At 34.4% G+C, this 11,086-nt stretch carries 6 protein-coding genes, 15 tRNA genes and 1 rRNA gene; 1 reads left to right on the forward strand and 21 read right to left on the reverse strand.

Annotation, left to right across the window (positions count from 1 at the left end):
- Positions 1-3 precede the first annotated feature (3 nt).
- Together J2X07_RS18345 and J2X07_RS18350 are read right to left on the reverse strand one after the other, a co-directional pair.
- A complete protein-coding gene (locus J2X07_RS18345; RefSeq protein WP_310262195.1) occupies positions 4-3,021 on the reverse strand; it encodes a site-specific DNA-methyltransferase in 3,018 nt (1,005 codons plus the stop codon).
- Between the two features lie 14 nt (positions 3,022-3,035).
- Entirely contained in the window at positions 3,036-5,906 is a 2,871-nt protein-coding gene (locus J2X07_RS18350) for an SNF2-related protein (RefSeq protein WP_310262199.1), read from the reverse strand.
- A 487-nt stretch (positions 5,907-6,393) separates the two neighbouring features.
- Between J2X07_RS18350 and J2X07_RS18355 the strand changes: the two genes are divergently transcribed.
- Positions 6,394-7,044: a hypothetical protein gene (locus tag J2X07_RS18355; RefSeq protein WP_310262202.1), complete on the forward strand. Its 651-nt coding sequence runs from the start codon at positions 6,394-6,396 to the stop codon at positions 7,042-7,044.
- Positions 7,045-7,107: 63 nt separating this feature from the next.
- Here J2X07_RS18355 and J2X07_RS18360 read toward each other — a convergent pair whose 3' ends face one another.
- The 19 genes from J2X07_RS18360 to rrf all read right to left on the reverse strand — a co-directional run bounded on the left by J2X07_RS18360 (position 7,108) and on the right by rrf (position 11,080).
- Complete coding sequence (locus tag J2X07_RS18360) at positions 7,108-7,881, reverse strand: hypothetical protein (protein ID WP_310262205.1); 774 nt, start codon at positions 7,879-7,881, stop codon at positions 7,108-7,110.
- Positions 7,881-8,126 (reverse strand): hypothetical protein, encoded by a 246-nt coding sequence (locus tag J2X07_RS18365; protein WP_310262210.1) that lies wholly within the window; start codon positions 8,124-8,126, stop codon positions 7,881-7,883. The genes J2X07_RS18360 and J2X07_RS18365 overlap by 1 nt, the downstream gene beginning before the upstream one ends.
- 146 nt (positions 8,127-8,272) lie before the next feature.
- Complete coding sequence (locus J2X07_RS18370) at positions 8,273-9,262, reverse strand: tyrosine-type recombinase/integrase (protein WP_310262215.1); 990 nt, start codon at positions 9,260-9,262, stop codon at positions 8,273-8,275.
- 164 nt (positions 9,263-9,426) lie between these two features.
- A tRNA-Leu gene (locus J2X07_RS18375) sits at positions 9,427-9,511 on the reverse strand.
- Positions 9,512-9,535: 24 nt separating this feature from the next.
- A tRNA-Cys gene (locus tag J2X07_RS18380) sits at positions 9,536-9,610 on the reverse strand.
- Between the two features lie 14 nt (positions 9,611-9,624).
- Positions 9,625-9,699, reverse strand: a tRNA-Gly gene (locus tag J2X07_RS18385).
- A 13-nt stretch (positions 9,700-9,712) separates the two neighbouring features.
- Positions 9,713-9,787: transfer RNA gene (locus J2X07_RS18390), tRNA-Gln, on the reverse strand.
- Between the two features lie 9 nt (positions 9,788-9,796).
- Positions 9,797-9,872, reverse strand: a tRNA-His gene (locus tag J2X07_RS18395).
- A 14-nt stretch (positions 9,873-9,886) separates the two neighbouring features.
- Positions 9,887-9,960: transfer RNA gene (locus J2X07_RS18400), tRNA-Trp, on the reverse strand.
- Positions 9,961-9,983: 23 nt separating this feature from the next.
- A tRNA-Tyr gene (locus J2X07_RS18405) sits at positions 9,984-10,068 on the reverse strand.
- Positions 10,069-10,152: 84 nt separating this feature from the next.
- A tRNA-Thr gene (locus tag J2X07_RS18410) sits at positions 10,153-10,228 on the reverse strand.
- 8 nt (positions 10,229-10,236) lie between these two features.
- Positions 10,237-10,312 (reverse strand) — tRNA-Phe (locus tag J2X07_RS18415).
- A gap of 45 nt (positions 10,313-10,357) precedes the next feature.
- Positions 10,358-10,433, reverse strand: a tRNA-Asp gene (locus J2X07_RS18420).
- A gap of 56 nt (positions 10,434-10,489) precedes the next feature.
- Positions 10,490-10,566 (reverse strand) — tRNA-Met (locus J2X07_RS18425).
- Between the two features lie 21 nt (positions 10,567-10,587).
- A tRNA-Val gene (locus J2X07_RS18430) sits at positions 10,588-10,663 on the reverse strand.
- Between the two features lie 32 nt (positions 10,664-10,695).
- Positions 10,696-10,770: transfer RNA gene (locus J2X07_RS18435), tRNA-Glu, on the reverse strand.
- Positions 10,771-10,785: 15 nt separating this feature from the next.
- Positions 10,786-10,877, reverse strand: a tRNA-Ser gene (locus J2X07_RS18440).
- A gap of 2 nt (positions 10,878-10,879) precedes the next feature.
- Positions 10,880-10,954, reverse strand: a tRNA-Asn gene (locus tag J2X07_RS18445).
- 10 nt (positions 10,955-10,964) lie between these two features.
- Positions 10,965-11,080: ribosomal RNA gene (gene rrf, locus J2X07_RS18450) — 5S ribosomal RNA — on the reverse strand.
- Positions 11,081-11,086 lie beyond the last annotated feature (6 nt).

Below are 11,086 nucleotides of genomic sequence, written 5' to 3' on the forward strand. Positions count from 1 at the left end.
CTCCTACAAATCCTTTACATCAAACATTAGTCGCTTAAATTCCTCTTCAATAAGAACGACTTTCCATTTGTTTTCGTCTATTTTTAGGTTCTCTAGATGATTGTCACCATTAACATAAATACGGTCAAATTCAGAATCTATTGAGTTGTATCTTTGTTTAAGAAAGAATGCTTCAAGGTCATCATTTGTTGATTCAGTAAGATTGCGCCAAATTATTAGTACATTATCACCTGAACGCAGCTCCCCGGAAATTATTTGAAATCCACGAATATAATCTATTTTATTAATCTGTATACCAATAAGATAGTTAAATGTTTCAACTAAATCGACTCTTTTTAATTTAGTTTCAGAACCATTACTTATTTTCATCTTATAATCGAATGGATTCTTGAAATCTTCAAAGTTTATTAATGATGTACTTCCCTCAGACTCGATATCAAGCATATAGGAAATATAATATTCTTCTTTTGTTTCGGAAGTCATATGATTCTGCAAAGCAAATTCTTGTTGAGCTGTGCGTTTTAGTTCGATATTATTTAATGAATCTTCATATGACTCTAAACAAATATATTTAAACATGTGACTAGAACCTTCACGAGACAATGGATTTCCATTTTCCCAATCTTTTGAATAGATAGCTTTTTGAATTCTTGGCTTTAAAACATATTCAAAGTGATTTCCCATTTCCACAAGAATATACTTTCTATTTCCTTCATCTTCTCTATTTAAATTAATAAGAGCATGAGCAGTTGTTCCCGAACCGGCAAAGAAATCTAAAATTACTCCATCATTGCTCAAAATATGTCTTAAAAGCAGTTCCAAAAGTCCTACAGGTTTAGGTCTAGGAAAATCACTCTTCTCAAAGCCTAAATCAATAATTTGCTCAGTTGCTCTTTCACTATTAACTTCTTTTTCCGCCCATACACTAGTCGGCATGACCCTTTCTTCGTCAGATAAATAATCTTTTTCAAAGACGGACCATACCTTCCTAGATGGCATAAACTTTGGAATTAAATTTTCAATATTTTTCTCTGTAGTTTCTATTCCCCATCTCCAACGCCCTTCTCTTCCGTCTGCTCTTAAAGGAATAATTTCAATGTATCCTTCATTATTATTTATCTTTTCCTTAGATACAAAGAACTCATTATTCTCTTCATTGTAGTAAAAATAATAAAACATATTTGGTCTATCTTCCCTTAAATCGTTATCCCCAGTTTTACGAAGGTCAATTTCTCGATATCTTTTTCCTTCACTATCTACTTTGTTGTATCTTCTTATAACATTTTCAGGAGGATTCCATCCGTATGATTTTGCTTCAGAAAAAGAGTAAAATAATATATTATCGTGAGCAGTAGGTAAGTGTCTTTGGTCAGACCTTCCTTTGGGGTTATTAACGTTTACAATTGCATTAACAAACGCTTCTTCACCTAGTAAAGAGTCCAGTAACTGTTTAAAAACGAACATTTCATTTTTATCAATACTACTACAGAAAATACCCTTGTCATTATTAATTAATTGGTATGCAGCGTTTATTCTGTTTTCCATAAAACTTAACCAAGATGAGTGTTTATAATTATCTTTGTATATAAATCCGTCCCCTCCCGTATTATATGGAGGGTCAATATAAACTGAAGATAAAGAATTGCTGTACTTATTTTCTATAAGATTTAGGGCATGAAAGTTATCACTATTAATTATTACGCCATCTAGTTTTTCATCAATATCTTCAATACTTGAAAGTATTTTGAAAACAAATTCACTCTCGAAGAACTTTGTATCTAAGACCAAGTTTTTATTACTTTTTAAAAATTCAGCTGTTAATGGCTCATTTTTATTAATTTTAAAAAGCTTATTCCACTCTTTAATCTGTTCCTGATTATTAATAATTTCTTTAAAGAGAATTTCGGGAATGCGGTCAAGTGTTATACAGTAGTTTGTTTCTATAACAAATTTTTTCTTTAACCATAGCTTTTTTTGAAAATTTTCAATTTGTTCTAGGAAATTAATAATTTTTTCACCGATTGACTTAATTACTTTTACTTTAGATAAATATTGTTCAAATCGTTTTTCATTTTCTGTATCTAGGTCATCCAAATGCATAACCTCATTCTTGATATAAAAATCAAGTTCTCGTCTTAAGAAACTACCTAAATCTTTATGTATAAAATAATCGAAAGAATTTTTAGCAGTGTAATCGTTAAGGTGTTTTTCAATTAAGGTTCTATTTTTATTTTTCTCCGTAGGTGAAACTGTTTTTAATTCTTCTATCCAGTTCTTAAAACCTTCGTGAGATATAATACTTTCAATTGTTTCCTCATTTATTTTTTCTCTAGTTCTCTTTTTCTCATCAGGCTTGTATTCAAACTTGATTGTAAGCTCTCCTGTTTCTTCAATAAGTGGTGCATCGTTCATTAATATGAAACGGCGCTCTTTACCCTCTTGTGCTTTGTTATTATTTAGTTCTGTACCAGCTTTCACAATTTTAAAGTGAACCTTTTTTCCTGAAGGCAATGTGAAGGTGTAATCATGAAAAAATTCAGAAGACTTAACATAATATTGGTCAGCATTTGCCCAATGGAGCTTTGTTTCCTCTCCTTCATACGGGATAGAATAAACATCTCTTTTGTATCGGCGTAAAGATATAAAGTCTCCTTCGTGATAGTAACGCTTAAAGAAATTTGATAGGTCAGAGTAAACCTCATTTTCTAGAGCTGTGATGTCAACACCTTGATTCAATTGCTTTGTTAAAGTTTGATACTTTTCTGAGCTCTCTTTTGCTACTCCCATCTCTGAAAGCTGATTTTCTAATTTTAAGATTTCCTGTTTAATCGTTTCAATGTCAGCATTTTTGTATTTTCCCAAGGACTCTTTAACTTGTGGAACCAAATCCTCGTGTAAAAAATGTGTCACTTCTTCACGCTTTTGATTCATAATACGATAAATACCAAAATCAAGGTCAGCTTGGTCAAATTGAAACATTTCTTCTAGTGTTTTAATAAAGTTATTTAATTGTGTACTCACTTAATTACCTCCATTCAAATTACAGTCCAACGGATAATAAATAATTCTTCATGTGCTGTTTTTTGGACTAATTGTTTTTCAAGTTGCTCTATTAACTCATCACGCTTTTCCATAATTTCATCTTCTACATCAAAGATTTGCTGCCTTTGCTTTCTTTGTTTACGTTCCATATCCTTTATTTGTTTCAGTAATTCACTTTGCTCTTCTATTGATTGTGCTAATCGTGTTTGCCTCTTTAAATCTTTTATTTTTATTTTTGTATCATTTAAATCCTTTTCAACAGCAATAAGCATATCATCTGCCCACTTCTCCAGCCGGTCTCTTTCTTCTTGAAAGAAACGATTGTTATTTTCAAGGGACCTGCTAATAGTTGCTGCTATATGGCGTTCAGCATTACTTTTTAGATTTTTTTCAGCACTTTCTGACCAACTTTGCGGTTCAATTACATCAGCATTACAGTTAAACAACCTCTCACATACTTCTTGGTCTAGAACCATGCCATTATCAGTTACTCCACTAAATAACAAATGCTCTTCCTTCTGATAAGAATTAATGGTTAACTTTTTCAGAGTTAAATAACCACATTGCCCTTTTAACTGCTCAACTAAAGAAATCTTATAAGGATGTTTAGTTATATTAAAAACAACTTCTTTTTTTGGTGTTTTTGTTCTTTGACCTTCATTTAAAACATACTCTCCTAAAGGATGAGAGAGACGATATATTTGATGAGTTGTAGTTTGTTTTTCTTTGTCCTTAGAAATTAATTGATATCGACCACATTCTACATCTCTATATTCAATAGGCTGTTTTAATTCAAATTGGTATTGCTCATCTTTAAAGATAGCTCTGTCTTTCAATATTACGGTTGTTAATCCCCAAAACATTTTACTAAACCTGTCTAATTGATAATTCGCGTCTTCAAGATGAAACTTTAACCGGCTGTGAACATCTTCATCAAAATGTTCTAAAATGCTTTTCCTGGTATCTTCCATTTTATTTTTAATTTGAGCCTCAAGTTCACTTTGTAGTTTTTGAAAAGCAGATTGAATTTCTTCTGATGAACGGCATTCTTGATAAATAGCCAGAATACGCTTTTCAAAATCAACGCCGGATTCAATTGTACCTAACACCTCATCAGAGGCTCCTAATACGCCTGAAAATAGGTTGAATTTATCTTTTAAAAGTTCATAAACACGATTATCTGCATCGTTTCGTTTGTTGATAAAATTTATAACCACCACATCATGCTTTTGTCCATAACGGTGGCAACGACCAATTCTTTGCTCAATCCGTTGCGGGTTCCAAGGTAAATCATAATTAATCAATAAGGAACAGAATTGTAGGTTAACTCCTTCAGCAGCTGATTCTGTTGCAATCATGATTTGAGCTTCATTCCTAAAACAATCAATTAGCGCTTGTCTCTTATCTGCAGTTTTAGAACCACTGATACGATTAGTTTGAAGATTTTCTTTTACCCATTTTTCATATATCTTCTTTGATTCCAAATCAGTATTTGTTCCATTAAAGATAACCAATTTACCCGCAAAACCATTTGCTTCTAAGAAGTTTTTTAAATATTCCTGAGTTCTTTTGGATTCAGTAAAAATAAGTGCTTTACGATTTGCACCCATTTTTTCCATTTCTTTAAATCCTGTATCAATAGCTGTCATTAACGCTCTTGTTTTGCTATCAATTTTAATTGACCTAGCCCAGGTAATATATTTGTCTAATTCTTCTATCTCATTTATTAATTTTTCTCTGCTGATATTACCCATTGATTCATCTTCATCAAATTCTTCTTCTTCCTCCAAAAATTCATATTCCATTTCATCTTCAGCAACGATTTCTCCCAACCAATCATTATAATCGTGTTGCTTATTAAAGGAATTCTGTAATAAATCAGTTAATCTATCCTTCATAGTCTGCAATGTGCCTGCTACCGCTTGAGAAGAAGATGCTAATAATTTTCGAAGGATAAGGGTTGTAAGTATCCTTTGACGCTGTGGTATTGCGTATGTATCTTCACGAAGTAAAAAATTAGATATTGCTTGATATAATGCTTGTTCATCGTCAGTGGGTATAAAAGGTGCTGTATGAGCTTTTCTTTCTGTATATTGTATGTATTCTTGTACTTGAGACCTAAGAGTTCTATGCGTAAAATTCTTTAACCTCATTTTCAAATCTATTAAATCTCTATCGGCACTCATATATTGAGCACGAAAAGCACCAATATCCCCAAAAAAGTGGTCATCAATTAAAGTAGATAAACCGTATAATTCAATTAATGAATTTTGTAATGGAGTAGCTGTTAAAAGGAGTTTTTTACTCTCCTCAGTTGCCCATTTAACTCCTTTGCCAAGTTTGTTACTCTTACGGTGAACATTTCTTAATTTATGAGCTTCATCTATAACTACTAAATGATAACCAGCTAATCTAATTTCTTCTTTCTTACGATTTGCAAAATGATACGATGTAATAATCACTTTTTCTTGAATAAAAGGATTACTTTGACCACTCATATAAAGGTCTTTAAAAGATTTAGCTTCCAGAATAATACTCGGCAAATTAAACTTTTCATCCAACTCTGTACTCCACTGTTTTCGAAGAGATGCAGGACAAATAATTAACAACTTTCTTTTTCTTTCTGCCCAATATTGACATAATACCAACCCTGCTTCAATCGTCTTCCCAAGTCCCACTTCATCTGCTAATAAAACTCCTTTAGATATTGGAGAACGAAAAGCAAATAAAGCAGCCTCTATTTGATGGGGATTTAAATCAACATTTGCATCAAATAAGGACCGTGATAACTTTTCTACTCCTTCTGCTGCTGAATGCCTAGTTAACTCATTAGCAAAATACTTTGCATGATATGCAGTAGACATTACACACACCTAACTTTCTAAGAAGATTGTTTTCATAATTACCTTTTTAATCGAGAATACAACTTTTTAAGTTTCTTTAATTTTATTTTACCATTCTATTAATCTTATTACTTAGTCAATAATGAATTGTAGTGCAATCTATCATTTTAACAGTTTGTTATTCTAATTTGTTAAAAACATTTTATTATTTTTATTTTTAAAACTTTTCTTGAAATCTTAAGTTTTCATTTTTAAAACTATGTATTCTATGTTTATTAAATGAAATTAATTGCTAAGGAGAGAAGAACAATGAATCTAAATAAGTGTTGCAATTGCGGAAATTACGAATCAAATGTCATTGAGTTTGTAGTACATAAAGAAGAATACAACTTTGAGTATGAATGTTATTGTCTAGAGTGTCTGGACAGGGTGCCTTCAATTAAAGGAAACCAAAATGATGAAGTATTGGCAGAATGTAATTATCATATTGAGGGAGTGAAGTAAGTTCATGGTTACAATTACAATGGAATGCACACAAGATAAAAAGAGAAACGGTTGGGTAGCCGAAATTCAAGGATTTCATTCAAAATATAATTTTACAAACCATTTTCTCAAGCCAAAGCGTTATAAAAGAAATGTAGGTAATCGATTTGCAATTGACAAATATGACTTACATGAAAATAAAAGATATATAATTAAGCTTCCAGATGAGAGTACCTATAACTATGCGAAAGTAGAGAATGACAAAGTTATAAATATTTTCGAATCTGATGTTAGAGATTACCTCATTAATTCTGGGCATAGACCGGTTATGTCTATTAACAAGGTTGCAGAACCTGTAAACATCGTTTCTAGAAATGATAATGATTTTTTTCTTAGTAAAGAAATTGATTATCTATTTTCAAATTTGAAAGAAGCATTTATTAATAAACAAGATGGCGAACAAGATGTATGTAATGGAATTATTGTAGCTGTTTGGAACTATGCTACTATGTTTAATGCCATAGAGGAATTTAAATTAATACATAAAGCACTTACGGAAGGTAAAACTTCAGAAGAGATAAAGCGAAGTTTAGCAGCAATGCATACAAAAATTGAAAGCAAAACTGCATCTAGAGCGGGTATTCTTGAAAAATATAATGTGCCTACATTTATTTAAAACAGCGACTTGTTACATTAATAGATGAAGACGACTCCTCAGCAGATGGCGTCTTCATCTTTTTTATTTTGCACGTGAATTTTGCAATTCTTTGATAACTTTTAAATATGTATTTACTACATTACATTCCCGTTTATCCGTGTAATGCCCATTACCTGTTGATGGAAATAAAGAAGCTATAAGGATAGGTTTTGATAACATTTTAGGTAGTGCATTAGAATGTATATTTAATTGTGTATTCTCACTGTCCACAATCTTAGTTATTTTAGGATTATTTTTTTTCATTAGATAGGTCAGCCCTTTATTACCTAAACACAAAATTATATCAGGTTTAACAATTTGTATTTCATGTTCAAGCAGCTCTTCCCATCCCTTATCCATTTTTTGAGCATCTGTAACATATACAAAGTCAAAATTAAATTTACATCTATCAAATAAATTTTTAATTTTTTCAAATGACTTAAATGCATCCCAGCTTTTATTACTATTTATTTCATTTCTCAATTCCAACAAACTTTTGTTTTCTTTTAATAAAGGCATGTAAAATGTAACGCTAGCTCCATCTGGACTCCGTGAATCCTGGCTTAAAATCATAGTTCTAATTCCATTCTCTGAGGTAAAATATCTATTTCCCCACCATGGAAGGTCTGCTCCAAAACCTAAGTGAAAATCAGGCTGACATTTTAAAAAGGTATCTATTTCATAAGAATAAGAATCATTTGGAAACTTAGTTTTGAACACTTGAAGAGGAGAATTATTCTCGATGTATCGATTTTTGGAATAAATACCTGTAGAATTAAATAATTGAGCCAATTCTGTAATTACTTTTTTATTCATTATTCTTTCTCTCCAATTAAGGAATATACGCCTTTTGATACCCGTTTTAGTACACGGTAATTCTTAGGGACATTAGAAGAAATACTTCCTCCTAATGATACAGGAACCATATCTGCCAAAGTTGTCCCAGTATCTTTCCATTTCGCTCCATAATGAACTTTAACCCATTCACTAATCTCCTTTATCTCCCTTTTACCTTTTAACGTTTTAAATGCTTCAATTATTACGTTATAATGAGTTTCCACTAAATCCCCTCCATTTAAGGTTTATAGGAATAATTCTTTGTTCTCACTACAAAGCCCTTTAATAATAAAAAACAGCCCAAAATGAAGTGTAAATATCACCATCAAAATGAACTATAAATTATCATTAATCAAATATTAAAAACTAATTATAACTTTCTAATACGAGTTTTCTTTTTTGTAATTAGATTATTAAGTGGACTAGCTTGTTGATGTACGTCCTTTAAATCTTGACCAGTAATATTAAGGTAACGCTTTGACATATCCATATTTTCATGACCTAACATTTTTTGTAAAGCGAATGCACTACCCCCGTTTCGTAAATACGTAATCGCAAAAAAATGCCTGAGGTCATAGGGTCTGATTTTAAATTCCAGCTTCCTACTGTATATCTCTAAACGGTCATTCCATGTATGCCTAGTTAATTTATTACCTTCATTATTACAAAAAACCGGTACAGTTTCCGACCACTCAACGAGTCGAACACTAATTAATCTCCTCAAAATATTTGATGTATATGGAAGTATAGGGAGAATCCTAGAGCTTCTAGTCTTTGATATTTCAGCAGCTATTGTCACATTATAACGTGGTAAATCAAATGAATATGGAACCAATTGAAAAGCTTCTGATGGTCTAACCCCACAATCAATTGTACATAGCATCAATGCGTAGTCCCTTAATCCTGCAAATGTATTAAGGTCAGGAAGGGTTAATAATCGCTTAATTACTTCCTGAGGTATATCCACTATTCTCGGCTCTGCTTTTCTTTTTTTAAAGTGTTCTAAGGGATTTACATGTATGAATCCTTCCTCGATACACCAATCAAAAAAAGCACGTAAATAAATTAATCTTAAATTGTAAGTGGCAGGTTTAATATCATCTGCCATGTGATTCATAATAGACTGCTTTGTCTGATACTCATCATTCCAACTATTAATAAAACGATTATAAAAGTGGCTAATATGATTTGAATACCCTTTGATTGTAATATCACTTATCCCATGTGCTTTCTTCAAAAAAAGAAAACCTTCCATTGCCTGCTGCCAAGTAAAGTGGTTATTTTTGTTTCCGGAATCAAGCTCTACATGTTTGTTTGGGTTTGATAAAACACTCGTTTTTCTTTTTGGTTTCTTATTCATTTTCATCCTCCATTTTTTGTTCCGAAGGACAAGATGTTTTCATTAGGTCGTGCGCGTTTTACTATTTCCTTTATTAGCATTCACGACCAACCATAATATCGGCATTAAAAACAAAAAAGGGAAACCACTGATATACAGCGATTTCCCTGTGTTATTAAGTAAAATGGTACCGGTGGTCGGGGTCGAACCGACACTCCAGAAGGAACACGATTTTGAGTCGTGCGCGTCTGCCAATTCCGCCACACCGGCATGATAATGCTTGTAAAAACTGAATGGAGGCGGCACCCGGATTCGAACCGGGGGATAAGGGTTTTGCAGACCCGTGCCTTACCACTTGGCTATGCCGCCAGAGAGTATTCAAATGGAGCGGAAGACGGGATTCGAACCCGCGACCCCAACCTTGGCAAGGTTGTATTCTACCACTGAACTACTTCCGCAAAAATATAAAAATGGCTGGGCTAGATGGATTCGAACCATCGCATGACGGAGTCAAAGTCCGTTGCCTTACCGCTTGGCTATAGCCCAACACTTATATGGGGCGGACGAGGGGAATCGAACCCCCGAATGTCGGAACCACAATCCGATGCGTTAACCACTTCGCCACGACCGCCACAATAATTTAAATGGCAGGGGCAGTAGGAATCGAACCCACACCAAAGGTTTTGGAGACCTTCGTTCTACCTTTAAACTATGCCCCTGTAAAAAAAATATGAATAAAAGATGGTGGAGGGGGACGGATTCGAACCGCCGAACCCGGAGGGAGCGGATTTACAGTCCGCCGCGTTTAGCCACTTCGCTACCCCTCCACAATTGAGACAGGTTTTATTTTATAACATATACAACCTGAATTCAAGAAGATTTTCTTTCCAATGAATATATAAAGAAAATCATGGTGCCGGCTAGAGGACTTGAACCCCCAACCTACTGATTACAAGTCAGTTGCTCTACCAATTGAGCTAAACCGGCAAAAAAAATGGTGGCTCGAGACGGAATCGAACCGCCGACACGAGGATTTTCAGTCCTCTGCTCTACCGACTGAGCTATCGAGCCAAGAAATAATATCTTGGAAAATTAAAGCCACCATAAAAGTAAAAATGGCGGACCCGACCGGGGTCGAACCGGCGATCTCCTGCGTGACAGGCAGGCATGTTAACCACTACACCACGAGTCCAAATTGGTTGATATTTCATGACGAGAAGTAAATCGACGCTGTTCATGAAATAATTTTGGTTGCGGGGACAGGATTTGAACCTGCGACCTTCGGGTTATGAGCCCGACGAGCTACCAGACTGCTCCACCCCGCGATAATAATAAGTAAAAATTAATGGTGGAGGATGACGGGTTCGAACCGCCGACCCCCTGCTTGTAAGGCAGGTGCTCTCCCAGCTGAGCTAATCCTCCATATAAAAGGTTATGTATTAAATAGTAGAAAGTGGTGACCCGTACGGGATTCGAACCCGTGTTACCGCCGTGAAAGGGCGGTGTCTTAACCGCTTGACCAACGGGCCATATCGAGAATTATCTGGCGGAGAGCAAGGGATTCGAACCCTTGATACGGGGTTGACCGTATACACGATTTCCAATCGTGCTCCTTCGACCTCTCGGACAGCTCTCCAATGGCTCCACAGGTAGGACTCGAACCTACGACCGATCGGTTAACAGCCGATAGCTCTACCACTGAGCTACTGTGGAATAAAGGTTGGCTCAGCGACGTCCTACTCTAACAGGAGGAGACCCCCAACTACCATCGGCGCTGAAGAGCTTAACTTCCGTGTTCGGTATGGGAACGGGTGTGACCTCTTCGCCATCATCACTGAACCTATC

This window comes from Fictibacillus barbaricus (assembly GCF_031457135.1).
Classification (GTDB): domain Bacteria; phylum Bacillota; class Bacilli; order Bacillales; family Fictibacillaceae; genus Fictibacillus; species Fictibacillus barbaricus_A.